Source organism: Exiguobacterium sp. s193 (assembly GCF_018618755.1).
GTDB lineage: Bacteria > Bacillota > Bacilli > Exiguobacteriales > Exiguobacteriaceae > Exiguobacterium_A.
In genome coordinates, this window is sequence record NZ_JACSMR010000012.1 from 13,015 (window position 1) to 38,274 (window position 25,260).

27 protein-coding genes are annotated in these 25,260 nt (G+C 49.8%); 16 read left to right on the top strand and 11 right to left on the bottom strand.

Translation table 11 applies throughout. The features are described from left to right. Positions 1–62: 62 nt before the first annotated feature. The 5 genes from KNQ04_RS12995 (at position 63) to KNQ04_RS13015 (ending at position 4,920) form a co-directional block, all read left to right on the top strand. Complete coding sequence (locus tag KNQ04_RS12995; protein ID WP_214851246.1) at positions 63–1,805, top strand: methyl-accepting chemotaxis protein; 1,743 nt, start codon at positions 63–65, stop codon at positions 1,803–1,805. A 146-nt stretch (positions 1,806–1,951) separates the two neighbouring features. Then, positions 1,952–2,695: an alpha/beta hydrolase gene (locus tag KNQ04_RS13000; RefSeq protein WP_251137052.1), complete on the top strand. Its 744-nt coding sequence runs from the start codon at positions 1,952–1,954 to the stop codon at positions 2,693–2,695. Positions 2,696–2,867: 172 nt separating this feature from the next. Then, positions 2,868–3,302, top strand: a complete 435-nt coding sequence (locus tag KNQ04_RS13005) for a MarR family winged helix-turn-helix transcriptional regulator (RefSeq protein ID WP_214851248.1) — start codon at positions 2,868–2,870, stop codon at positions 3,300–3,302. A 57-nt stretch (positions 3,303–3,359) separates the two neighbouring features. Next, the gene (locus tag KNQ04_RS13010; RefSeq protein ID WP_214851250.1) at positions 3,360–4,343 is read left to right on the top strand and encodes a ring-cleaving dioxygenase; all 984 of its coding nucleotides are present in this window, start codon (positions 3,360–3,362) and stop codon (positions 4,341–4,343) included. Between the two features lie 34 nt (positions 4,344–4,377). Further along, positions 4,378–4,920, top strand: coding sequence for an NADPH-dependent FMN reductase (locus KNQ04_RS13015; RefSeq protein ID WP_214851252.1), 543 nt, complete (start codon positions 4,378–4,380; stop codon positions 4,918–4,920). Positions 4,921–5,063: 143 nt separating this feature from the next. Here KNQ04_RS13015 and KNQ04_RS15770 read toward each other — a convergent pair whose 3' ends face one another. Continuing rightward, the gene (locus tag KNQ04_RS15770; RefSeq protein ID WP_214851253.1) at positions 5,064–6,359 is read right to left on the bottom strand and encodes a globin-coupled sensor protein; all 1,296 of its coding nucleotides are present in this window, start codon (positions 6,357–6,359) and stop codon (positions 5,064–5,066) included. A 225-nt stretch (positions 6,360–6,584) separates the two neighbouring features. On the opposite strand from KNQ04_RS15770, the gene KNQ04_RS13025 reads away from it, so the two are divergent. Then, positions 6,585–7,229 carry a hypothetical protein gene (locus KNQ04_RS13025; RefSeq protein ID WP_214851255.1) on the top strand — a complete coding sequence of 215 codons (645 nt, stop codon included), beginning with the start codon at positions 6,585–6,587 and terminating at the stop codon, positions 7,227–7,229. A gap of 228 nt (positions 7,230–7,457) precedes the next feature. Further along, positions 7,458–8,315: a LysR family transcriptional regulator gene (locus tag KNQ04_RS13030; RefSeq protein ID WP_214851257.1), complete on the top strand. Its 858-nt coding sequence runs from the start codon at positions 7,458–7,460 to the stop codon at positions 8,313–8,315. Positions 8,316–8,398: 83 nt separating this feature from the next. Here KNQ04_RS13030 and KNQ04_RS13035 read toward each other — a convergent pair whose 3' ends face one another. The 5 genes from KNQ04_RS13035 to KNQ04_RS13055 all read right to left on the bottom strand — a co-directional run bounded on the left by KNQ04_RS13035 (position 8,399) and on the right by KNQ04_RS13055 (position 11,082). Then, positions 8,399–8,773 carry a YciI family protein gene (locus tag KNQ04_RS13035; protein ID WP_214851258.1) on the bottom strand — a complete coding sequence of 125 codons (375 nt, stop codon included), beginning with the start codon at positions 8,771–8,773 and terminating at the stop codon, positions 8,399–8,401. Positions 8,774–9,005: 232 nt separating this feature from the next. Beyond that, a complete protein-coding gene (locus tag KNQ04_RS13040) occupies positions 9,006–9,470 on the bottom strand; it encodes a GNAT family N-acetyltransferase (protein ID WP_214851260.1) in 465 nt (154 codons plus the stop codon). Positions 9,471–9,486: 16 nt separating this feature from the next. Further along, a complete protein-coding gene (locus tag KNQ04_RS13045; protein WP_214851262.1) occupies positions 9,487–9,924 on the bottom strand; it encodes an NUDIX domain-containing protein in 438 nt (145 codons plus the stop codon). A 187-nt stretch (positions 9,925–10,111) separates the two neighbouring features. Further along, on the bottom strand, positions 10,112–10,618 hold the full coding sequence (locus KNQ04_RS13050; RefSeq protein WP_214851264.1) for a GNAT family N-acetyltransferase: 507 nt from the start codon (positions 10,616–10,618) through the stop codon (positions 10,112–10,114). Positions 10,619–10,902: 284 nt separating this feature from the next. Then, positions 10,903–11,082: a hypothetical protein gene (locus KNQ04_RS13055; protein ID WP_214851266.1), complete on the bottom strand. Its 180-nt coding sequence runs from the start codon at positions 11,080–11,082 to the stop codon at positions 10,903–10,905. A 76-nt stretch (positions 11,083–11,158) separates the two neighbouring features. Between KNQ04_RS13055 and KNQ04_RS13060 the strand changes: the two genes are divergently transcribed. Together KNQ04_RS13060 and KNQ04_RS13065 are read left to right on the top strand one after the other, a co-directional pair. Further along, positions 11,159–11,689: a hypothetical protein gene (locus tag KNQ04_RS13060; RefSeq protein WP_251137053.1), complete on the top strand. Its 531-nt coding sequence runs from the start codon at positions 11,159–11,161 to the stop codon at positions 11,687–11,689. Between the two features lie 17 nt (positions 11,690–11,706). Further along, on the top strand, positions 11,707–12,192 hold the full coding sequence (locus KNQ04_RS13065; protein ID WP_029329941.1) for an NUDIX hydrolase: 486 nt from the start codon (positions 11,707–11,709) through the stop codon (positions 12,190–12,192). A 4-nt stretch (positions 12,193–12,196) separates the two neighbouring features. Here KNQ04_RS13065 and KNQ04_RS13070 read toward each other — a convergent pair whose 3' ends face one another. After that, entirely contained in the window at positions 12,197–12,844 is a 648-nt protein-coding gene (locus tag KNQ04_RS13070) for a hypothetical protein (RefSeq protein ID WP_214851268.1), read from the bottom strand. Between the two features lie 409 nt (positions 12,845–13,253). On the opposite strand from KNQ04_RS13070, the gene KNQ04_RS13075 reads away from it, so the two are divergent. Together KNQ04_RS13075 and KNQ04_RS13080 are read left to right on the top strand one after the other, a co-directional pair. Continuing rightward, positions 13,254–14,120: an NAD-dependent epimerase/dehydratase family protein gene (locus KNQ04_RS13075; RefSeq protein WP_214851269.1), complete on the top strand. Its 867-nt coding sequence runs from the start codon at positions 13,254–13,256 to the stop codon at positions 14,118–14,120. A 93-nt stretch (positions 14,121–14,213) separates the two neighbouring features. After that, positions 14,214–14,582, top strand: coding sequence for a hypothetical protein (locus KNQ04_RS13080; protein ID WP_214851270.1), 369 nt, complete (start codon positions 14,214–14,216; stop codon positions 14,580–14,582). A 4-nt stretch (positions 14,583–14,586) separates the two neighbouring features. Here the strand turns inward: KNQ04_RS13080 and KNQ04_RS13085 are convergent, their stop codons facing one another. Beyond that, positions 14,587–15,021, bottom strand: coding sequence for a DUF4362 domain-containing protein (locus KNQ04_RS13085; RefSeq protein WP_214851271.1), 435 nt, complete (start codon positions 15,019–15,021; stop codon positions 14,587–14,589). 168 nt (positions 15,022–15,189) lie between these two features. Here KNQ04_RS13085 and KNQ04_RS13090 point away from each other — a divergent pair, with 168 nt between their 5' ends. From KNQ04_RS13090 to KNQ04_RS13105, 4 genes are all read left to right on the top strand, one after another. After that, on the top strand, positions 15,190–15,957 hold the full coding sequence (locus KNQ04_RS13090; protein WP_214851272.1) for an SDR family NAD(P)-dependent oxidoreductase: 768 nt from the start codon (positions 15,190–15,192) through the stop codon (positions 15,955–15,957). Positions 15,958–16,036: 79 nt separating this feature from the next. Then, on the top strand, positions 16,037–16,894 hold the full coding sequence (locus KNQ04_RS13095) for an SDR family NAD(P)-dependent oxidoreductase (protein ID WP_214851273.1): 858 nt from the start codon (positions 16,037–16,039) through the stop codon (positions 16,892–16,894). Between the two features lie 6 nt (positions 16,895–16,900). Next, positions 16,901–17,947, top strand: a complete 1,047-nt coding sequence (locus tag KNQ04_RS13100; RefSeq protein WP_214851274.1) for a phosphotransferase — start codon at positions 16,901–16,903, stop codon at positions 17,945–17,947. Positions 17,948–18,565: 618 nt separating this feature from the next. Continuing rightward, positions 18,566–19,981 (top strand): NAD-dependent succinate-semialdehyde dehydrogenase, encoded by a 1,416-nt coding sequence (locus KNQ04_RS13105; protein ID WP_214851275.1) that lies wholly within the window; start codon positions 18,566–18,568, stop codon positions 19,979–19,981. Positions 19,982–20,544: 563 nt separating this feature from the next. On the opposite strand, the gene KNQ04_RS13110 is transcribed toward KNQ04_RS13105, so the two are convergent. Together KNQ04_RS13110 and KNQ04_RS13115 are read right to left on the bottom strand one after the other, a co-directional pair. Further along, entirely contained in the window at positions 20,545–22,557 is a 2,013-nt protein-coding gene (locus KNQ04_RS13110; RefSeq protein WP_214851276.1) for a Na+/H+ antiporter, read from the bottom strand. Between the two features lie 82 nt (positions 22,558–22,639). Then, on the bottom strand, positions 22,640–23,527 hold the full coding sequence (locus KNQ04_RS13115) for a helix-turn-helix transcriptional regulator (RefSeq protein ID WP_214851277.1): 888 nt from the start codon (positions 23,525–23,527) through the stop codon (positions 22,640–22,642). Positions 23,528–23,612: 85 nt separating this feature from the next. Here KNQ04_RS13115 and KNQ04_RS13120 point away from each other — a divergent pair, with 85 nt between their 5' ends. Continuing rightward, positions 23,613–24,134 (top strand): dihydrofolate reductase family protein, encoded by a 522-nt coding sequence (locus KNQ04_RS13120; RefSeq protein WP_214851278.1) that lies wholly within the window; start codon positions 23,613–23,615, stop codon positions 24,132–24,134. A 109-nt stretch (positions 24,135–24,243) separates the two neighbouring features. On the opposite strand, the gene KNQ04_RS13125 is transcribed toward KNQ04_RS13120, so the two are convergent. Beyond that, on the bottom strand, positions 24,244–25,176 hold the full coding sequence (locus KNQ04_RS13125) for an NAD(P)-dependent alcohol dehydrogenase (protein WP_214851280.1): 933 nt from the start codon (positions 25,174–25,176) through the stop codon (positions 24,244–24,246). Positions 25,177–25,260 lie beyond the last annotated feature (84 nt).

The following is a 25,260-nucleotide window of genomic DNA, read 5'->3' on the forward strand; positions in this document are numbered from 1 at the left end:
AAATAATTTTCAGACCGATAGTATATATATCACCAACTAGAAATCCACCAGGAGGTCCATCTATGACTGAAGCAAGAACCCATTCCATTCGCACACGTTTGTTACTGATCGTCAGCTCCATCCTCATCTTCTTTTTCCTCTTTAGCAGTGCCGCCCTTTATTACAATACGAACCAAACGGCGGTTTCGACGCTCAAAAAGACAGCGGAGCAAGATGCTCTCCGGATCGCTAAAACATTTGATACGGCGGCCTATGCTGAATTTTTAAACAATCCGACCGCTTCCGAGAATTATGAAACGCTTCGCGAATCACTTGATACGTTACGGCAGCAAAACGGCTTACTTTATGCCTATACGGCAACGATTAACCAAAACAAAGTCAACTTGTTGATTGACGGTCTGCCGAAAGCAGAAGCGGCAGCCATCAACGATCCGGCGACCGGTGCCGTCGCAAAGGACATGAAAAACGTCCTGAACGGCGAGACCCATACGACGGACGTGATTGATGATCCGAAATACGGACAATATATCAGCGTCTATGTACCGCTGAAAGATGCCTCAAAAACAATCATCGGCATATTAGGTGTCGACATCGCAGCAAAAGATGTTGATGCGCTGACGACCGCTTTACTGAAACAAAACTTACCGCTGTTCATCGGTCTGTTACTCGTCTTGCTTGCAATTATCCTAGCTGCCTTGTACTACATTCTCGGACGGAAGCTGAAACCGCTCGAGACGCTCCAAGCCGTCTCGGAAAACATCGCGGCCGGGCAGCTCCAACAGGCGGATACACAATTGACGCAGCTCGAAATCAAATCGCGGGATGAGATTTATTCGCTCGCCTACTCGATTAAACAGATGAACGATATGTTACGGACGATGATCACCGACATCTCACAGACGTCGCTTCTTGTCCACGAAACGAGTCAATTGATTGACGACAGTACAACGGAAGTCCTCGACGGATCAACTCAAATCGCACAGACGATGTCGGAAATCGCGACCGGGACCGAAAGTCAAACCCACGTCACCTTATCATTGACGGATGAAATGGATGCCTTCTCGAAATTGATCGGCGCCACTTCATTCGAAGCAAAACAAGTCCAGGCGACTGTATCCGAGATGCGTGACGTCACGCACGCCGGACGGTCGCAAATGGAACGGTCGGTCGGACGGATGGAGACGATCCATCATCAAGTGCATGCGTCAACGGCGCAAATCCAGCAACTGAAACAACAATCGACGGAAGTTCAGGCGCTTGTCACCATCATCCGTGACATTGCGGCGCAGACGAATCTGCTTGCCCTGAACGCCGCGATTGAAGCGGCACGGGCCGGTGAACAGGGTAAAGGGTTCGCCGTCGTCGCGTCGGAAGTCAAAAAACTGTCGAATCATGTCGCAAGCAGCGTCAATGAAATTGCGACAATCGTCCAAAGCGTTCAGGAAAACACGCAGCAAATGGAAAGCAGTTTTGCTTTGACGCTTCAGGAAACGGTGTCCGGACAAACGGATATTAAAGAAACGGATGCTTCGTTCCGCCACCTGGCGGAACATGTCACAAGCGTCTCCTCGTCGATGACACAAATGACTGATCAGATGACGCAAGTCACGCAATCGGAACAAACCATCCGCAGTGCCTTGCACGAAATCGCGACGGTTGCGGAGAGTCATACGGCAAGCAATGAAGAAGTCGCAGCCGCCTCTGAACAAATGATCGCGACAATTACAGGCTTGCATACGCTTGTCGCGACCCTCAACACAACTTCCCGTCACCTGGAAGATCAAACGAACAAATTCTCGTTATAATGAAAACCGCGCAGTGCCCAAATGGATTACACTTGAAAAAGTGAACCGTTTGGGTTTTTCTATTGTTAGACGCCACTCGCCGGTACTGTACAATCATAATCGGATTACCGTAACATCAAATCGACACCCAGAAAGTGAGGCACCTTATGGTCATCAAACTATCACCGCTCAAACCCGTCTATTATGAAGGAGGTGAACGCGCCGTTCTCCTCTTACACTCATTCACGAGCAGTCCGAACGATATGAAACCGCTCGGACGTTACTTGCAAGACAATCACTATTCCTGTTACGCTCCCATACTCAGTGGACATAGTTTGCCGGCAGAAAAGCTCCTGACCTATGGGCCAGCCGACTGGTGGCAGGATGTTCGCGACGCTTATCGACTGTTGCAAGACAAGGGATTTGAAAAAATCGCCGTCGTCGGGATTTCGTTCGGTGGTGTCCTTGCGTTAAAGATGGGACAGGATCTGCAGGTCAATGGGATTGTGACGCTGTCTGTGCCGATGCATAAGGAAACCGATTCCCTGCAAAAACGGCTGTTTTATTATGCCAATCGTTATAAACAAATCGAAGGCAAGGAAGAGAAACAAATCAGGTCAGAAATCGAAGCGCTCCGTCATCTCCCTGTTGATTCATTGACTGAATTCGAACAGTTCGTTAACCAAACACGTGACAACTTGGCACAAATCGATTCGCCGATTTGCATTCTGTACGGAGAATTAGACGCGTCCCTGTACAAAGAAAGTGCCAATGAGATTTTTAACCGCGTGGCGTCAGACCAAAAATCAGTCAAAGGGTTTGCCCAATCAAAACATTTGATGACATTAGGTCAGGACATGAACGAGATCAACGAAGATGTCCTGGGCTTCTTAAATGAGCTGACGTGGTAAAAGATTTGCGTTAAAAGCGAGTTCGTTATTTTAAAGGTATCCCCACTACGGGGTGCCTCTTTTTATATCGTCAGCCTGCAGTGAATCAAACCAGTTGACGAAGTAAATAACAGATGGTATATTTATCTCGAATTAAAGATATTTGATTTAAAGACAAATTGAGGTGAACGACATGGAACAGCCGAATCCGAATTTAAAAGCGTTGACCGTCATGGTTCGGGCCGTTGATGCCCTTCATGAAGTCATCAAACAGGATGTTGCGAAGTCCGGACTGAATCCGACCGATTTTTCCGTCCTCGAGTTGCTGTACCATAAAGGAAGGCAACCGATTCAACTGATCGGTAAAAAAGTCTTGATTACGAGCAGCAGCATCACCTATGTCATCAATAAGCTTGAAAAAAAGAACTACGTCGTCCGACAGGCGTGTCCGACTGACGGACGCGTCACATTTGCCGAACTCACCACAGAAGGCCGAGAATTAATGGATACGATTTTTCCGGCACACGAACAGGCAATCAATCAGGTGTTCCAAGGGATTGAACCGTCTGACATCGAAGCGTTGATTGAAACCGTTAAAAAAATCGGCCATCAAGCAAAAAATCAGTAAATTTTTTTAACTAGATATCTCGAATTCGAGATAATTATGATTAGAGGAGCGATTTTCATGAATGAACTAAAAGGAATCCACCACGTGACAGCGATTACGAGCAGTGCCGAAAAAAACTATGCGTTCTTCACAGATGTCTTAGGGATGCGGCTGGTCAAGAAGACCGTTAACCAGGATGACATTCAGACGTATCATCTCTTTTTTGCTGACGATAAAGGATCTGCCGGGACCGATATGACATTCTTTGATTTCCCAGGCATTCCAAAAGGAACACACGGTACAAATGAAATCTTTAAAACCGCTTTCCGCGTGCCGACGGACGAAGCACTTCAGTACTGGATCAAACGGTTTGATAAATACGACGTCAAACATCGTGGCATCAAGGAACAGTTCGGGAAACAGACCCTCTCGTTCGTTGATTTCGACGACCAGCAGTATATGCTGATTTCAGACGAGTTGAACGAAGGAATCGCCTCCGGAACGCCATGGCAAAACGGTCCCGTTCCATTAGAATTCGCGATTACGGGCTTAGGTCCGATTCATATCCGGATTGCGGAATTCGATCGGTTAAAAGACGTCTTGGAAAAAGCGATGCTGATGCGGGAAATCGATCAGGCCGGTTCCCTGCACCTCTTTGAAATGGGTCAAGGCGGAAACGGCGCCCAGGTCATCGTCGAACATAACCTGTTACTGCCGAGTGGACGCCAAGGGTTTGGCACCGTCCACCACGTCGCGTTCCGCGTCGAAGACACGGCTGCCTTAAATGAATGGATCGAGCGGATGCACCAGTTACAATTCAATACATCGGGCTACGTCGACCGATTCTTCTTTGAATCCCTTTATGCCCGGGTCGCCCGCGGCGTGTTGTTCGAATGGGCGACAGACGGTCCCGGTTTCCTAGGTGATGAGCCGTATGAAACGGTCGGAGAAAAGTTATCCTTACCCCCATTCCTCGAATCACAACGGCAACAAATCGAACAAATGGTCCGTCCGATCGATACCGTCCGAAGCACACGGACGATTGAAAAAGAATATCTTTAAGAAGGAAACACTACTTTAAGAGGAGGAAACGAACATGACACACTTAAATATCGGCATCATCTTAGGCTCAACACGGGAAGGCCGCTTAAGTCCGCAGGTAGGCAGCTGGGTCAAACAACTGGCCGACCGACGCGGCGACGCCAACTATACGATCATTGACATCGCGGAGTACAAATTGCCGCTACTCGGTGAAAAGGACGGCGACGCGACAGGTGCAACCGCCTGGTCCGAGGCAATTGCGGCGCAGGATGGGTTTGTCTTCATCACCCAGGAGTACAACCACTCAATCTCTGCTTCGTTAAAAAATGCCCTTGATTACCTCCGTGTCGAGTGGCACAACAAAGCGGCAGGCATTGTCTCCTACGGTTCAGTCGGCGGTGCCCGGGCGGCAGAACATTTACGCGGCATCTTAGGTGAATTGATGGTTGCCGATGTCCGCGTCCACCCCGCTTTATCGTTGTTCACGGATTTTGAAAATGGAGCTGTGTTAAAGGCAGCCTCCGTCCAGGAAACTTCCGTGAACCAGATGCTTGACCAGGTCATCCCGTGGGCGACGGCCTTAAAAACGATTCGCTGAGCACCGCGTCGTGGTGAAACACTTACGCAAGCGCACTAAAAAAGTGACTCCGGAACGATACCGAAGTCACTTGATTGCTAATGTATTATAAACGTAAGGCGCAGTTCCGCAACGGGAGCTGCGCCCTTTTAGTTAGCAGCACGTCATAACGTCGTTGCGACGTCCTGGAGATCATCTGCTGTCTCGGCAATCGATTCTGCGACGGTCCGCATTCCTTCGATTGTCCCGGCGACATCCTGGGTGTCGTTCGACAAATCGACGAGTTGTTTTGAGACATGAATCGTCTGATTCGAAATCATCGTGAAGGCCGAGACGACTCGGGCAAGCTCATTTGTCGTCTGCGTGACTGATTGTTCCGTCCCCGCCATCTGACCCGAAACCGTCATCATCTTTGACGTGATTTCTTGCGCGATATCGGACGCTTCCGCTGCCGATCGTTTACTTTCTTCTGCTAATTTGCGGATTTCTTGGGCGACGACGGTAAAGCCGCGTCCCATCTCGCCAGCGCGTGCCGCTTCGATTGAAGCATTCAGACTTAATAAATTCGTCTGATCGGAAATTGCCGTTACCATCGCGGCGATCCGCTCGATTTCTTGCGACAGGAACGCAAGCTGGGCGACCTGCTCCGTCGTTGCTTTCATGTCGCTGACGACGTCTTCGAACCGTTTCGTTTCCGCTTCGACCAGTTTGACGCCGTCTTCCGCTTCTTTGACGGCCTCTGCCAACTGGCTTGAGATTTGTTCCGTCGTCATCGAGACGTTGTTCGCGTGCCGCTCCATCTCTTGGAAACTTGCTGACGATTCTTCACTCATCGCCGCCAGTTCTTCGGTCGATTTTTGGACCGCGACGCCAATTCGTTGTTTTGCGTCGAGGACGTCTTGCCGTTCCCGGTCGACCATGTCTTCGTACATCGTCAAGACGATTTGTTGTTCCAGATTAAACAACTTTCCGACTGAATGTAAGATTTTCATCTTTTCAAGTTCCGGCCATGCACATTGCTTAACCTGGTCGTTGAATACATTCAGGACGTTTTGGAAAGCCGCGATGTACCATTTGTTTTGTAAGCCGATCTGAACATGACGGTGCGCAATCCGTTGCCGGACTTCGATATAGGCATCTGTAATTTTCCCCTCGAACATTTGCAGGATGTGGGTCGCGAGCGTCCCTTTTAACCGCTCGAGTGTTGAATGCTGTTCAATCAGTTGTTTCAGTTCCGGCACACGGACGAGTTCTGCATAAAAGGCATCGACCATCTGTGGCATCCAGTCCTTGACGTCGTGGCGGATGATCCGGACGTTTTGTAAATCATCGACCGTCAAGTCAATCAATCGGAGTTGCTTCACTAAATCGGCTCCGAGCTCAAGCTGAACGTGGTTTGCTTCTTGTTCCCGCTCTGCTTCGAAGTGATTTGCTGTTTGTTTCTTAGACAACCATTTCATAATGTTTCCTCCCTGGTTTCATCTCAAGTAGAATATCGGTCAGCCGATGACCGATTTGAAGCCGGAAGCTTGTTTTTATTTACAAATTACCCTGTTATCATCCATTTTTAATTTTCAGTCATCTTTGCGCCGACAAACGAACCTTACGATTTTGTTAGTTCACGGACGTATATGGAACTGATAAACTGAAATTATGTTTTTTTATATCATAAGGGAGACGTCAATATGCGAAAGACCACCCATTCACATCCACCTGTGTTGACGGAAGATGAAAAAATCATCCGACTGATTCAAGGACTCCATCACATCCACCCGACACCTATGAAAGCCGCTCATTATCAAAAACTGGCGGCACATCTTCCATATCCTTCGCTCGAGGAACTCGAGCAACGTTTCGGTTCCTGGACCAACCTGTTACAACAAGCAGGAATCATCATGGAAACAGAACTTAATGCGTCCGAGCGTCATACGTTGAACCGCCCCCGACCCGGGACGGTTTCAAAAACACGCTGGACAATCGAACAAAGTATCGCCCATTACGTCGAAACGCACGGTACCCGCGTGACGATTAAACGCTATTCTGAGCTACGCGAAACGGAACGGCGGATGGTCAGTGCCAATACGATCATCCGCCATTACGGTACATGGAAAAATGCATTGGCCCAGTTCGAATTAACGTCGAACGGCTGCTTTTCGGACGCGGATTGCCTCGACGGCTTACGACGCGCCCACGCCGCGCTCGGTGACCGGATGACGAGTCAGACCTATGCCGTCTGGGCACGTGAACAACATGCCCCCTCACTGACGTTGTTGATTGAACGCTTTTCGAGTTGGCGCGAAGCTGTCCGCTACTACGAAACGCAACGTTAAGTCTGATTTCGCATCACACGGTCACAACAAAAAGACACTCTCCGAACTGTTTACGGGGAGTGTCTTTTTCATTTCACATGTGCCACTGCAACATCGGTACTGTCATCGCTGTCATCTCCTCTACATCTTCTTAGCAGAATATACATTTTTGAGCGAATTGATTGTTGTCAAGAGCAGTTCTGTTGTATCGTCAATCACAGTGAACGACGAAGAAAGTGTGGGATTGTCATGAAAACGGAATGGTTAGAAGCGTTTCAGATGACGGCTGAAACAAAAAGTTTGACGAAAGCGAGTGAACTGTTGCATTTGACACAACCGGCACTCAGTAAACAGATTAAGAATTTAGAACACTATCTCGGTACAAACGTCTTTCACCGCTCGGCGACGGGGGTTGCTTTGACCCCGGCCGGCGAAATCGTCTATGCGCAAGCCTTACAGATTTTGTCGCAACTGAGCGACATGCAACGGCAAATCGATCAATTAGAGGGACAAGTTTCGTTTACACTCGGTTCATGGCCGAGTGTCGCGATGTCCTACTTACCACAACACTTGGCGCTCCATCCGTCGGCGAACGGTCCGGAACTTAAAATCAAGACGGCCCATACGTATGTCGAGTTGATGGCAGGACTTGAGCAACACCATTACGACGGCGTCCTGCTCGATGACCGTCAAATTGACCATCCGTATCCGTCGACGCATCTCTATACGGAACAATTTTTACTCTATTTTCACCGTGAAGATGAACGGTTTACGGGATGCGACGACGTCCGGTTCGACCAAATCGAGGCTGCTTCGTTCCTGTCGTTACCGACCGACTGCGACTCGACGAACATCCTAAAGGCGGCGTTCCAAGAGCGCGGTGCGACCTATACGGCCGCTTCCGAGATGGAGTTCGGATCAAGCGTGCTCGGTTTCATCCGCGCTAAGCTCGGCATCGCCATCTTACCGGAGATTTTCCAGGACGGACTTCCCCCGGAAATCCGGACATTGCCGATTACAGGGTTCGATGTCAAACGTGAATTGTCGCTCGTGACGCGTGACGCGACGCATCACAAGACCTTACTCGGTTTGATTGGTCATAACTAAAACGGATAATCCGCTATCCAAAAACAAAGCTCGAGTTCCCTTGTGTTTCGGAATCTCGAGCTTTGTTTCATGTAACTCCTTTATCATGACGCAGGCGTGACATCCAGCAGCGGTCGGACTTCCATCCGCCAGCCGTACTGTTCCGCTTCCGCAATCTGAGTCGTCGGGTGGAGCAGCGCCAATTCGACGGCTTGTTCCAAATCATCCGCTTCAAAAATGATCAGGCTGCCAATCTGTTCCGAATTATGCCGATCCGGTCCATCCTGCCGCTCAATCTGACCACCCGATAAACTGGCCCGTTTCATGTCCGCCCCCGGATGCCACTCCTGCACGACACGCGTCAGTTTAAAAAACTGTTCCAACGGTCGATTACAGCGTTCCATGACGGTATCGAGTTCTTCTTGCGAAGACTGATCCATCTTTTCTGCATCGTAGTAGCCGATGAATAGAAAGTACATCCAATCCCTCCTCCTGAAAAAGTCTTCTGTGATCTATCGCTTGTTAAAAAAATACCCTGATTTCAGTTAACTTACTCGCTTACATTCCATTTTTTACACAAAAACACCTTGTCTTCTCATTGAAGACAAGGTGCAGCTTAGTAATCGGTATTCTTGCGTAACGGATTCAAGGCGTAAATGATTGACGGAAATGCCAAGAAAACCATTCAAATCTGAACCAATCTTTCTTTCGTCAATCGAGCGACTTCGCGACGACCTGCCGCGTTTTTTCAAAACCGATTCGTTCGTAGAACACCTCGACCCCATCGTTACTCATCCAGTAATCGAGTTCAACCTTATGTATTCCTTGCTCGCGTGCCCGCCGTTCAATGTCTTCGAGCAACAGGCGACCGTAGCCGTTCTGCTGTTTCGTATCCATGATACAGAGGTGATGGACACGGACTTTCGCGTCAGCAAACTTAAATGCACTCTCAGCACGTCTGACGTACTCAATCCACGCGTAACCGATCGCTTCATCCTCCACTTCGAGGACAAGGAACTGATACAGCGCTTCCCCGGCGATGTTCGTAAAAAAAGCACGGACGGCATCGACGTCGTACGGCTTAAAATGATGCGGTTGCTGACGCACATGCGGCTCATGGACGTACCGGTTGAGTCGGGCGAGGATGTCGACATCCGTTGTTTCGATGATTCTCATCGGTTACACTCCCGTCTTAATGTGTGATTTGCCCGTTAAAGATATACGGCACCGTTTGTTGTTTCGTCAAGATGTGTTCATACTCCGGCTCGAGCTGCATGTAGCGGACGGCGTCCGGAATCGAGACCCATGTGATGTCTTCGATTTCATCCGGGAAGACGGTCCCGATGACACCACCGACGATTTCCGCCGTGAAAAAGAAGAACAGGCAGTGTTCGTCGACTTGCGGGAAAAAGGCTTCACTGACGTGTAACAGGTCTCCGACTTCGACGTCAAAACCGGTCTCTTCCTTCGCTTCGCGAATCGCGGCTTCCGGTAAGGTCTCACCTGCTTCGACCGTCCCGCCCGGTAACGTGTAGTACGAATACGACGGGCCGATGTTTTTGACCATCAACAACTGATCTCGCGTCTCATTGAATAAGACGTTATAGACGATATTTTTCCGTACAGTCATTCCTTACTCCCCCCATGAACAGATGGTATTTTTTAACTTACTTACTATAACATATTCCATTTCGAATAAGATATTCACCTTATTTAAATGGTATTATTCGAATAGGTAAAACGAATTTAACCTTAAGCGACGCCTTACTCCCCCTAAAAAATGACTCCGCTCAATGGGGAAATTCGCTAAAAACACCTTATCGTTTCCAGCTGTAATGCATCAACTGTATCCGTTGACCGTTGAACGCCACTTCTTCTTTCTTGTCTACGCGCTTAAATCCGTTGTGCGTCAAGATTTTTTGCGAAGCGATGTTTGCATCCGTCGTTTTGGCCTCGACTTCATCAATGTCGTGTTCCCGGCATTGTCCAAGTAGCAAACGGACGGCTTCCTTTGCGATTCCTTTTCCCGCATGGACTTGTCCAATCCGGTAGCCGAGTTGGGCAGTTTTTTCGATTTGGTTCCGGTCAACCAGATTGATCCGCCCGAGAATTGTTCCGCCCTCATCCTTGATCAGGTAAAAAAACGAACTGCCGTCTTGCTGTTCCTGCAGGAGCGCCGCGTGTCGTTCCTTGAACGTCTCCGGCAAGTAATAGGCGTCGCCCCGGGAAGGGATTGATTGTTCGAAGTAGAGACGGTTTTCGATTTCAAAGGCATATAGTGCTTCTAAGTCTTTTGCGGTACAGCTCGATAATTGGATGTCCACATTATTTCCTCCTCCCAAGAAATGTTCGAATTCGAATACAAGTAGCTACAATAACAAGTGGCCAATCGTCTTGATAAAACAGTTAATGAACAATACTTGGATTAATGTTTAATATTCGTCATTTTTCATCTTATCATTATTATGAAATCCAATTTATCCTTTTAAATTCCACATTTTATCATTATAATCATATATAATTAATAGTTTTATTTTTTACCAATCCATAAAGCGTACCAGCCGAAACCATACAGCCAGATATAACAAAAAAGACACAGCACTAGATATTACTGTGTCTTCGATGACTTTTGCTTTTTTCCGACAAATACTATCGCACACAATAGGAAAAGAGTCCCTAAACCAGCACCGACGAACATCGCGAAGTCAAACAGGTTACTCAGTCCAAGTCCCCCCATGATGGCGGCAGCATACAGCAAAAGAAACATGACTGTATAATTTTTCTTCAATTTGCATCAACCTCCTATATTGCTAGTATACTCGGACATTCATTCATTTGAATACACACAGCCTCAAAGAATGGACGTGATTCCAGTCTTTTACCGTAAAATCATTGCCGGATCGCTTACAGGCTCACTATATGCAATCGTACTCGGGCTGTTCGTTCCTGATCCGAGTGCTGATATCGGTTATTCAATCCTGCGCTACCTCTCTACCGTGATCATCAGTATTCCTGCCTATTTGATGTACAGCTTTCCGGTCATCTTCCTTTATGGTGTGACGACATCGATTTTGAGTGAGATATTCAGTCGATTCATCTACCGTAATCAAACAAAGAATGCAAAAGAAGTCGTTCTTTCCGGCATACTCCATGTGTCGTTTGGTCTCGTTTTTCTTATCATCAACCCACTCATCGCTTTCCTCAGCGTGATCGCTGCCGTCCTGTTCTTTACGGTTGATTGTCATTTACGAAGAAGACAAGCGACGTACCGATGGACGCAGGCATTGATGAGCCTTGAAATACCGCTTGCCGTCTGGATCCTGTTCTTCGGAACCGACTATCTTATAGGTCTGTTCCAATCCTTAATCACCCTCTTGCAGCATACTATCAACTGAAAAAGGAGTCGTTACATATGTCAGTAACTACCTGCCATCGCGCGTTTGGCGTCTATGGCTTACTCGTAAAAGACCATCAATTATTAGTCATCAACAAAAATGGCGGTCCGTACATTAATCGCTATGATCTCCCGGGAGGTAGCCTCGAAGCGGGCGAAGTGTTAGCCGATGCGATGCGTCGCGAGTTCCGCGAGGAGACGGGGCTCGAAATCGAAATCCTCCAAAACATCGGCGTGATTGACTTTAAACTCCCGTGGCTTTGGCGAAGTTTCACCGACGTCCACCACATCGCCGTCTACTACACCGTCAAGGCAATCGGCGGTGCCATTACTGTTCCGGAGCAATTCGACGGACAGGATTCTCTCGGGGCTGTCTGGGTCTCGGAACAGGACGTGACGCCTGACAATGCATCACCGCTCGTTCTCAAAGCCTTCGACTGGATCCGGTCGGCGCAGTTAGGGATTGAGGCAGAAACATATGATGCCTGGACTGTTTTGAAGTAATGTTTTAAAACACTGCTTGCAATTCCTCCCCACCTTCAAATACCTCACCCTCTTCATCCACATATTCGACTTGAATTTTGCCATGAGAGAGGTAGTTGTTTGACTGTAGTGTTGTACTCAAGTTGTTTAAACGCTTTTTGTCAGGGGTTTGTTGCTTTCGGTGAAGGGTGATACTGATTGTCGGTGGAAGTTTCGTATCACGATAATCCACCTCGGCACCCGGCTGAAGATTTAACGCCATCACGCTTTCTTCATCAAAATGGACAAGATAATCAGCATCGTTCCCGAACACCTCTCCAACTGACGGCTGGATGACCGCAACCACATCTGCTGTCCACTGTTCTACGTAATAGGTATCCACAACTTTGTTTGTCGACTGATCGAGATAGACTAAAAACTCAATGCCTGTTTTGCGATCGATGACTTGAGCCGCGTAATCAAATGCTACATGATTCCCCATGTTGTCAAAGTAGACATCTACAACTTCGGCCTCTTTATAATGTTGTTCTAGATAAGCTTCTGCTTGGCGTTTGACGATTTTTTCTTGCTCCTCGTCCGGCTGCATCGACCGGATGAAGAAAACTCCGAGTAATATAGTAGTTATAAGAATTAATCCAACACCGAATAACATCCCTTTTACGAATCGACTCATCTGTGTCCTCCTGTAGTGAGCGTCATATCCATACGAAGCAAAGTTTAACGTGATGCTAATTAATATATGAAGAAAGTGTAGGTGGAATCCATGAGATACAAAATCCAGTTCTTATTGGTCAGTTTCCTGACGTCATTCGTTTAATGCGCCTGTTCGGCAAACGACGCCTACGTCATCGTCGACATACAAGGAGACCAGATCTCTTTAGGACCGGACGACCAGGACCCGGACGCTTCCTATGCGTTGACGGAAGTCACGGTTGACCGAAATACACGGATTGATGGCAAGCGGGACAACAGATCCGCTTTAAAGAAACATGACGTCATCCAGTTCGAATTCAGGAAAAATCAGGAGCCGGTTGTCGAAACGATTGAGCACGTCAATTAACGATAGAAAGAAGGTAATTTTCATGGATATCAAAGGAAAACGGATTCTCGTCACCGGGATCAGCGGGACACTTGGTCCACGGGTCGCCCGCCGTTTTATAGAAGAAGCAACCGAAGTCCGCGGACTCGTCCGGAGCGAAGCGCAAGCCGATTATTGCAAACAGCTCGGGATTACGCCCGCGTTCGGTGACTTGACGGACGCCGCAGCGCTTGAAACAGCGATGCAGGACATCGACATCGTCGTCCACTGTGCCGCTTATCTCGGGGACGACATCAAACTTGCCGTAGCAGCGAACGTCACCGGAGTCGAACACCTCGCGGCTGCCGCGCTTGACGCGCACGCCTTGTTCCTCCACATCTCGACGACTTCCGTTTACGGCGAACCGGCGGGCGGTCTCATAACGGAAGCGACGCCACTGAGCGACGATCACGCGGCACCGTACATCTTGACGAAGGTACGGTCCGAACGGATTTTACAGCAGTATGCGGCTGACGGGCTTGACGTCATCATCCTCCGTCCCGGTGCAATCTGTGCCGAAGAAAACTCTTACTGGGGCGACCGGCAAGTCAAACGGATGCAGGAAACAAAAGTCGTCACATGGGTCCATCCGGATGATGTCGTCAACTGGGTGCACGCCGATAATCTGGCGGAGATGGTTCACCTTGCCGTCCGGCGCGCAACACCGGGAGATATCTTTCATGCAGTCGACGCCAACATCCCGGAGACCGAATTTCGGATGCAACTGATTAAAGCGTCCGGTAAACCCTATCAGGTGCCGGACCGACCGGTCGAACGTCCCCTCTATACAACGGATAAAATCAAGACGCTCGGCTACACACCTGTCCGCTCGTTCCAGGACACGATGCAACGATTGATTGAGTCGTTTTAAAGGAAAAACAGGATTTAAAAAACCTAACCTTTGATTCTACCGTATAACTGTAAGAAACCAATCATCGATTCTTAAGAAACGAGGTATCACTTTATGAAACGTATCCTTTCACTTGCCCTCGCTGCCAGTCTCCTCCCGTTAAGCGGCTGTTCCGACGATACGACACGTGTTTCGACGACTGATACAATCGCCGCAGAAGCCCGTCAAAACAAAGATGCCGACTTAATCCGAATCAAGGATCGTGTTTACCGGCTATCCGGTGCACCCGTGACGCTTACACAGGCAGACGTCAAATCGTTTGCGACCGTCACGAAACAAGCGACCGCAGACGAGCCCTTAGCAGAAGGGATGGCGACAGACTGGTCGGCAGGAACGAAACTGTACCGGGGCGATACGACTGGTGTCCTATATATCTTCGAAAAAAATCAAGCGTACTTGTATGAAGCGATTCCGGAAGGCTGATTCATTATTCAAGCTCTGCTGCTGTCGCTTCGAGTAACGGATGATCTTCTCCTTCGGCACAATCCGTCAACAGATAGACGTGCGTTTCGTCTATTTGGTCTTTTTTCAACGCCTGACAGCTTTCCCCGTCCCGGTCGTCCGCCTCGTTCCCGAACTCATCCTGCGACGAGTCGAGTGAATAATGGAACTGTTTTCCGTCATACGTGACGTCCTGAAAAATCGGGTCACCTTCTATCGTATAGGAAGTGATCCGGATGTCATCTGTTTCCTGTCGCTCGACGCGATTGATAAACTCTTGAAACCGTTCACCGTTTTCAAGCTCCGTCATGTGCCGGACGATGTCCCCATTCTTAAGTGCTTTTTCACTCGTATAATTTTCGTTTCCGCAGCCGCTGAGCACGAGCAGACTCCCGGCAAGGCAGAACCAAGATTTTTTCAAGACGTTTCCTCCTCATTGATTTAGTCATAAATACTTTTATTCGGACCTGTCCGCCCGTTCCCCTGCTTCTCCTCCTAAAATTTGGGCGACGCCTTAATCATTATTCTTTCTTTTCAGTCAATTTAGACGTACAGTAAAGACAGACTTTTTAAGATAGGATGTGGCCAGATGTACTTACCGACTTTTCGACTTGATCAAACAACTGCCCTCGTGACCGGAGCCGGACGCGGCATCGGACGAGCACTTGCCATCGGGATGGCAGAAGCTGGCGCTGACGTCATCCTCGTCGCCCGGACGGAAGCGGATTTACAAGAGACGGCAAGCCGGATTGAAGCACTCGGTCGACAGGCGTTCGTCTTGACGTGTGACGTGACGGACCGGAAACAAGTCGTCGCGACGGTTGAACAAGCCTATACGCTCGTCGACCGGATTGATACGCTTGTCAACAATGCCGGGATGAACATCCGCTCGAAAGCGCTTGACGTCACGGAAGACGAATGGGAAACGATTCAACAGACGAACTTGAAGTCGGCCTTCCTGTTTTCGCAGGAAGTCGGACGCCGGATGCAGGACACGGGTGGCAACATCATTAACATCGCCTCGGTCGCAGGTCACGTCGCCTTACGGACCGGTGTCGTCTACGCGACGACGAAGGCGGCCTTGATTCAGATGACAAAAGTCCTTGCCCTCGAATGGGGTCCGAAAAATATCCGCGTCAATGCGATTGGTCCGTGGTATTTCAAGACGCCGCTGACGGAACCGTTACTGGCCGATCCGGCGTACTTAAAGGACATCGTCGACGTGACACCGCTCGGACGGGTCGGTGAACTGACGGAACTCGTCGGTCCGACCGTCTTCCTTGCGTCGGACGCCGGATCATACATCACCGGTCAGACATTGTTCGTCGACGGCGGGATGACGATTAAAGGGTTTTAAGCACAACGAAGCAACAGGGACTTCCGAGCGTCATGGAGAGTCCCTGTTTGATGTATTACATATTCGATTGGAGGACTTCATGACAGCATGGATTGGAAAAATCGCAGTCGTCACCGGTGCGTCACGCGGCGCCGGACGCGGGATTGCTTACGAACTCGGACAAGCTGGGGCAACGGTTTATGTGACCGGGCGCAGTACACAGAACGGGACGACCGACAATCGTCCGGAAACGATTGAAGAGACGGCCGCCGGTGTCACGGCTCGTGGTGGTATTGGCATTCCGGTCCGCTGCGACCATACGGATCCGGACGACATTACCCGTTTGTTCCAACAGATTCAAACGCGACACGGACGAATTGATTTGCTCGTCAACAGTGTGTTCGGCGGTTCGGAAGCCTCGCTTCCTTCCGGACAGGGCAAGCGGTTTTGGGAACGACCGCCGGAGCACTGGGACGCGATGATGGTCGCCGGACCGAAAGCCTATCTGCTGACGACGCGAGCCGCTGTTCCGTTGCTTCAGCAAAGTCCGGCAGCATTGATCGTCAATTTGACGTCGTTCAGCCCGAATCAAGCCGCCGGCAACCTGTATTATGATTTGGCGATGCAGTCGATCAACCGGATGACGTGTGTCATGGGGCAGGAACTTCGGGAGAGTCACATCACTGTTATTGCGCTGTGTCCCGGTTTCATGCGGACGGAACGGGTCGTGGACGCAGGATTCAGCAGTGATGCGACCGAAACCACCGCGTACGTCGGCCGGGCTGTCGTCGCCCTTTTGAATGATTCGACCGTAATGCATCGGACCGGGCAAGCCTTATTCGTCTCGGATCTCGCACGCGACTACGGCTTCACGGATCAGGACGGAACGCAACCGGCATCGTTTCAGCTCTCAGATGAACATTCCACATCTGCACCAACTGTCCGCAGAAAGGACTAAGCATGTATGTATCCAAAAAACGATTACCCCTTGATCGAACAGGCAGTCAACAGTTTCGGTCTCGTTTTTCACTCGTTGAAAGTCGCTCCTAACTCATTAACGACACATGGCAAACATGACGATAAACACTACAAAATATCGATTGACGGACTTTTCTATTCGATTCGCCTGTTACCGGAAAAGCGTTATGCCGAATCTACCCTGTCCCGATCCACACCGGATCTACTTACGGAACAGTTGCGGTATACCGATTATCTGCGGGCACATGATATTCCGTTCATGAAACGCGTGCAACCGATACATGAGGAGCTTTTCACGACAATCCAGGATTCAACCGGACAAAAGTGGACATGTTGTCTGTTTCACTGGATGGACGGACACCATGTGACAGCCAATACGATGCATTCCGCTGCTCAAATTGGAACATTAGCCCGTCAAGTGCATGATTTGTCACGCAACTATCAGGCGTTTCACTTTCCTTACGTCGACCATACGATAGCCTATCAGCGTTGGTTCCATGATTTGCAAGAGCTTTCGTTTTCATCGATGCAGGAATCGGTCCAGGATTCGTTTCAGGAGTATCTGAGTCTTGCGCACCAATATATTGACGTTACGAAACATAGAAACCATTTTTCTACTCAACCGGTCATCTCGACCGACTTGAATTCGCTTAACGTCTTATGGAATCCGAATCAACAAATCGTCGGAATTGTCGACCATGAACATATCGGCGCAACGGACCGCGTGCAAGATTTGGCCTGGCTGATCAAATGGTATGCCCGGACGGAGAGTATCGAATCGCATGATGTATCTGGTCGTCTCGCTAAATCATTACTGGCCCACTACAACTCTCCAACCATGCTCGTGCCGAAAGATGATCCGCGACTGGCTTCGTTGCTGTGGCTCTCGGGCTGCTTCAATCTGCATTTCGTTGAACGGACGAAACAATTGTTACAGGAAACCGAGCAACATCCGGTACAGGATAATCCGCTTCAGCTTCACTTGGAGACATATCGTCTTCGGGGTGAGCGACTGACCGGTCTGGTAAGCTAAAAAAAGAAACAAGTCACAGGACTTGTTTCTTAATGTAAACAAACTTTTAATATGCGATATCGAAAGGCGATCTGTTCGCACTTCTCTGTCTCGCCTCGTCTTTAAAGCGATTCAAGACAGATTGCGCTCTAAACCGCCTGCATGCCTGGATTTCCTTCATGGCATGCCCTAAAAAGCGTCACGTTTCGTTGACTCCTGCGGGAAAAAGTGCGTGTTTAGCGCACTTTTCAGAGGCAGGCAAGACCCTGCTCGTTGTCCGTTAGGATCAAGGAGCAACGGCTTGCGCCTCGCCCGAGGAAAGCAACGAAAACAGACGCTTGATCTCCCAGGTAGCACGTTGCCTACAGTCTGAAGAAACAAGTCGCGGGACTCGTTTCTTTACAACACACGGCGCGGGCTGACAATATCGGATTTTTTTAAGCGGTATTCCGCAATCGGCTTAAAGTCAATGTTCAATGTCTTCTCACGAAATCTGACTCGAATCAATCCATTATTAAAAATCGTAGTTTTCCCAGGTCATTCCATTCCGTTATGTCCCCCCTCCAAAGCGGAAGTACACAAATGTACTTTCCGGGTGTTTAATTAGGGACGTAATGAAAACACACGGAGGTGCAACACATGATTGAAAAAAATGTAGTGAACGGACAATGGTATGAAACAGAACAAACGATTCCGGTCTTTAACCCGGCAACAAAAGAATTACTCGGGCATGTCCCAAGCAGTTCGGCAGATGACGCTCTACGGGCGGTCGACGCGGCGAGCGATGCCTTCGTCACCTGGTCAAGCTTAACGGCGGATGCGCGTGCCGATAAAATCGACGCCTGGTACCGCCTGATCAATGATCACCGCGACGAAGTAGCTGACATCATGACACGCGAACAAGGGAAACCGTTTGTCGAAGCACTCGGTGAAGTCGATTACGGCAATCAATATGTCCGCTGGTATGCAGAAGAAGCACGCCGGATATACGGGGAAACAATTCCGGCATCGGTTCCGGGTAAACGCCTGTTCGTCGAAAAAGAACCGGTCGGCGTCGTCGCCGCGATCACGCCGTGGAACTTCCCCGCTGCGATGATCACACGAAAACTCGCCCCAGCTCTTGCAGCCGGTTGTACGGTCGTCTTAAAACCGTCGGAAGAAACACCTTTCACAGCCCTTCGCCTCGTCGAACTTGCTGAAGAAGCAGGCATTCCGAATGGTGTCATCAACGTCTTGACAGGTGACGCCGCAACAATCAGCGGTGTCTGGCAAGCAGAACGCCGTGTTCGCAAAATCACGTTCACAGGCTCTACTGCCGTCGGTAAATTGATCATGCGTCAAGCAGCCGATACGATGAAAAAACTATCACTCGAACTCGGGGGTCATGCACCGTTCATCGTCACGGAAAATGCGGACATCGATAAAGCCGTGACACAAGCAATCCGCTCGAAATTCCGCAACGGCGGCCAGGCCTGCGTCGCAACGAACCGCTTTTACGTCCAAGCCTCTGTGCTCGACGCGTTCACAGAGAAGTTCGTCGCGGAAGTGAACAAACTAAAAGTCGGGAACGGTCTTGACGCCGATTCAACGATCGGACCCTTGATTAACGCGAAAGCCGTCGAGAAAGTCAAAGCACACATCGACGACGCGGTTGCGAAAGGCGCAACGATCTTAACAGGCGGTACGATCGATGACTCGGTCGGTTACTTCGTTACACCGACAGTCCTCGCGAATGTCACGGAAGACATGATTTGTATGCAGGAAGAAACGTTTGGTCCGCTCGCACCGATCTCGGTCTTCGAGACACTTGACGAAGTCATCGAACGGGCGAACAATACACCATACGGTCTTGCCGCATATGCGTTTTCTGAACGAATCGATGAAGCGCTCCTACTCGGTAAAAAACTCGAGTACGGCATCGTCGGCTTAAATGACGGCGCACCGTCTGCTGCACAAGCACCATTCGGCGGCTACAAAGAGAGTGGACTCGGCCGTGAAGGCGGTGTCTACGGCATCGAGGATTACCTCGAAGTCAAATATTTGTCACTCGGATAAACCCAAAAATCCCGCTTCTGAAACAACAGAGGCGGGATTTTCATCATGTAGACAAACGTTTAAGCAGCGTAAATCTGTTATGTCGAGATACAATCCGTTTGCGCTTCCCTGTCTCGCCTCGTCTTCAAAGCGGCAACCTTCCACGCCCGCTGCAGCTGTGCTACAGGGTCGCGACCGATTGCTCTTCGCTTTGGAAGCGATTCAAGACGGAACGCGCTTTAAAACGGCTGAAAGAGCATTACACCACTCTCTTGGCGCGCAAAAAAGTCCCGCTTCTGAATCATCAGAGGCGGGACTTTCAGCATGTAGACAAACGATTTAGAAGCGTAAACCTGTTATGTCGAGATACAATCCGTTTGCGCTTCCCTGTCTCGCCTCGTCTTCAAAGCGGCAACCTTCCACGCCCGCTGCAGCTGTGCTACAGGGTCGCGACCGATTGCTCTTCGCTTTGGAAGCGATTTAAGACGGTACGCGCTTTAAAACGGCTAAAAGAGCATTACACCACTCTCTTGGCTCGAAAAAACATCCCGCTTCTGAACCAACAGAGGCGGGACTTTTTTTCGTTAATCGACATATTCGTAGAGAACGACACTTTCGATGTAGTGAATGAAGCGGCGTAACTCTTTTTCTTTTTCCGAAGAAAGGTCCCCTTCCTTCGACATTTCGGCAATTTCTTGCCGCTGGACTTCAATTGCCCGTAAGCACAGTTCTTCTTTTTGCTGTTCGACGTCGCCCTTACTGCCGACCGGTGACGCCCACTGCGTATGTTTGCCGCGGAGGCGGAAGTAATGTCCTTTGACACTTTGGACGACTTCCGTCGGATACTTGTCGTGGCACGTCTCGAGCCGGTCGATGATGTCGCCGATGACATGTTCATAAAGAGCATGCTCCATCTCCGTCAGACGGATCAATTCATCCGACGATAACGTAAATCGTTTTCGTTTGCGTATCAGTTTCCGTAACGGCTGATAGAGCCGGACCGTTGATTCCGAATGAATCGCCCGACGTCGGTGTTCGATTGAGGCAACCGTTTCTTTTTTCAATAAATCCGGCACGTCATGATTCTTAAAGAATGCTTTGACGAATTCCGTTTCCCACGCGACGGCTTCAAGACGCAGTTCCTTCAACTGTTCGTTGTAGACGTTGAGTTCCTGTTCGCTCTTCTCTTCGGCGCGTAACAACCGTAACATGACATGGTATTCGTTCAGCAAATCAAACGCGACCGGGGAATTATCCGAATTTGTCGCCTGTTTGACTTCCTGAATCGCCCGGAGCATCATCCGTTGTTTTTGGGCATTCAAGTCAAGATTCGTTTGGCTGGCCGAGCCTTTTGGACTCAATAGCGGTAAGGCAATCGTCGCGAGCACTAACGTAAAGATGATGACGCCCGCCGCGAGGAAGATGATTAACGACCGTTCTGGGAACGCAATCCCGGCGTCCGTCAAAAACGGCAGCGATAACACACCGACCATCGTGATCGTCCCGCGTACGCCGACGAGCGTCGTAATCAGGTTCCGCTTGAATGAAGGCGGCCGTTCGTCTTCTTTGCGGAGGAAACGATGGTCAAACCAATTAAAGAATAGCGTCCAGACCAAGCGGATGCCTAGGATGACGAGACCGATTAAGCTGACGTACCCGAGTAACCGCCAATTGTTGATGGCGTCATCGATAAAGATGGCTTGTGTCGCCCCGGGCAACGTCAAACCGAGCAATAAGAAAATGACCCCGTTCAAGATGTAGGCAATCATCGTCCAAATGTTATCCGTCAAAACCTGTTCGTGGGCAAAGAACGTCTCCGTCCGCTCCTTGATTAGGGCATGAAGCAAACCACCGGCGACGACGGCGATGACGCCCGACGCATGGAGCAGTTCTTCCGAGACGAAGAAGATGATGAACGGTGTTAAGATTTGCAGGAGCGCATAAAAGACGACATCCTCGATTCCCGCCCGGCGGAGCCGGATTTTCAGCCAGTTCATCAAGACGATGATGACCAGACCGACGACGGCACCGACGGCGAACATATAAATGAATTCAAATGAAGCTTCCTGTAAGGAAAAATAGCCTGTTACGACGGCGGTGACGGCGTAACTGAACGCAACAAGACCCGATGCGTCATTGATCAATGATTCTCCCCGGACAAGATTGAGGATTTGTTCCGGGAGCCGGACACGTTTTGCGATTCCGTTGACCGCGACCGGGTCCGTCGGGGATAAAATCGCGGCTAACGCAAAGGCGGCAGCAAGCGGCACGACCGGCAACATCCAGTGGATGAAATATCCGCCGATCACGGTCGTCAATAAGACGAGCACGATGGCGTTGCCGAGGATTGCCCCGCGCATCTTCCACAATTGTTCCCGCGGAAAATGTGAGCTGTCGTTGTACAGCAAGGGGGCGATGAACAACAGTAAAAACCATTCCGATTCGACTTCAATCGATAGTTCCTTAATTGATAAGGCAACGAGCGTCCCGACGATGATTTGAATCAAGGCCGTCGGAATAAAACGGATATAATGTCCGATGACGTTCGTCAATAAAATTAACGCCAGTAACAATAAAATCAATGATAACGTTTCCATAGAAAATCACTTCCATTCTTTCACTTTTCTCTAGTTTTATCGTACCATAATTTTTTGCTGGCATAGGAGAATCACCCCTTTTTCAGGCATCATAGGACGCAAGCAACGCTCTTGCCTGCTTCAGTATATCTTCCTTTAGTGATGACGGTTCAAGGACCTGAACGTTTTCGCCCAGTCCAAACAACTGGCGTCCGAGAAACGGTAACTCCGCCACCGGAACGGACCATGTCCGTTGTGCGTTAAGCGGTAAAATCCCTTCAAGCAACCGTTCCCCGAGTGACGTCACTTCCAGTCGGATCGTCACCTGTTCACCTGACTTCCCCTGATGTTCTGCTTCCTCGAATGTCAGCCGTTCGGACGAAATGGTCGTCGGTAAGACCTGCTCCATCCGGTCGATCCGGTACTGCCGCAGTCCACGTTCGGTCTCGGCGAGCAGATACCAGCGATTGCGTTCAAACGTCAAACCGATTGGATCAATCAAAATCGTCCGGCGACCGCTTGTCGTCCGGTAAGTGATTTCACCTTTGACTTCCGCTTCCATCAAACCCAACACATCCCCCGTCAACGGGGATGGTGGGGTATCAGGTCGTGCAAAACGGACCCGTCCCTTCAGGCGGTCCATCTTTGCTTCAAGATCCGTTGGCAGTTCATGGAGATACCATTCAGCAAGATTCCCCCGTAACGGACCAAACGGCAGATCGGGAATTTGACCGACCCAGTCGAGCATTAAAAATAAAGTGATCGCTTCCTGTTCCCGCAAGGCAAGTGGGGGTAACAGACGGTTTGGTAAGACCCGGTAGCCGCCGGCCGGTCCGCGTTCGCTGTAAATCGGATAGCCGTTTGCTTCAAGCTCTAGTAAATCCCGTTGAATCGTGCGTAACGAGACGCCGCATGCTTGCGCGAGTTCCCGCGCCGTCAACAGCTGTTGCCGATTGAGCAGACGCATCAGTTTCAAATGGCGACCTTTCATACAAAATCCCCTCTCGAATTACGACATCTTTTGTCATGATTATACCGTAGACTAAAGATAAATCGAACAAAAGGAGGAGTTATTGATGACTAAAACCGTTTTATATATCGCCTGTAGTCTCGATGGAAAGATTGCCCGATCAAATGATTCGCTCGATTGGTTGTTCGCTGTCGAAGGGGACGGTGACAATGGGTATGCGGTGTTCATGGAGGATGTCGGTGCCGTCATCATGGGCCGAAAAACATTTGACGAAGTCTTAGTCCTCAGTGACGACTACCCGTACAGCGGACTCGAGAACTACGTGTTGACCCGACAGACCAACCAACAGTCCGAATACGCCACCTACACGAACGAACCACTTAATGTGTTGATCGACCGGATTAGTCCAAGCATCAACGGCAAGATTTGGCTCGTCGGCGGCGGTGAATTGATTCAGGAAGCCTTACGGTTACAATTGATTGACCAGCTCGAACTGGCGATCGCGCCTGTCGTCCTCGGCAGCGGGATTCCACTGTTTCCGGAAGGGACGCTTGAGACACGGTTCCGGCTGACCGGCTGTCGTCCGTCCGGTCAGTTCATCATGGTGACGTATGATGTCTTGAAATGACGTTCCACGCAGATAAAAAACACCTTTGAAACGCTGCAGGCAAAGGTGTTTTTTGTTCTACTTTGTTTTTTGCGTCAGTCCGACGGTATCCGTCATGACGATGTGGCATCTAATCCGTTTTACCGGAATCCTCCACGACCGACACGATGACATTGCCGTATTTCCGCCCGGAATCGACGTAACGGTGGGCAGCGACGATCTCTTCCAGCGAAAATACCGTATCGATGACCGCTTTCAGCTCACCCGCTTCAAACCACTCATTCAGTAAAATCAAATCTTTTTTCAGCGCCCGTGCCACGCCTTGTCCGGCGACTGAAAGAAACGCCCCTTTCGCTCCGACGTGCTTACGTGCCATTCGTTTGTCAATCTTTCCGGACGCGTCAAATACTGCGTCATACGTCGTCAGGTGCGCATCATATCCTTCTGCTGTATAGTCGACGACAACATCCGCGCCAAGACCTTTCACCAACTCAACGTGCCGTCCGCTGCAGACCGCCGTCACATGAAGTCCGTATTGTTTGGCGATTTGGACGGCAAGCGAACCGACGGCGCCCGAGGCTCCGTAAACCAAAATCGTTTTCGCCTGCTTAAGGTTCAGCTTCCGGAAAAAGTGGAGGACGGTCGTTCCGCCAAACGGAAGACTGGCTGCTTCCACGAAGCTTGCATTACGCGGCATCTGCCCGACACAGCTGGTTTCCTTGATACAGTCATACTCAGCGTAACCACCAAAGCGCATCCCGGTCAGGGCATAGACACGGTCGCCGACTTTAAAATCCTGGACACGATTGCCTGTCGCGACGACTTCGCCGGCTAAGACAACTCCTAAAATTGGCTGTCTCGGTGCTTTAAACCCGATGACGACACGCATCGGAAGTTTTCCTGCTGCCGGTACATCGAGTGCCCGCAGACGACGATCACCTGAATGCACGGCGGAGGCATGGACTTTTATCAGCAACTCAGATGCTTTCGGGACAGGCTGTTTCACTTCTCGCAGCTTCAGTACATCGGGCGGACCATATGCAGTACAAACGACGGCTCTCATCGTAACCCTCCTCGAGCTTATTTGTTACTTAAGTAATACGACAGATCGGTACAAAAAACCTGCACGGTTCAGGCATTGTGAACC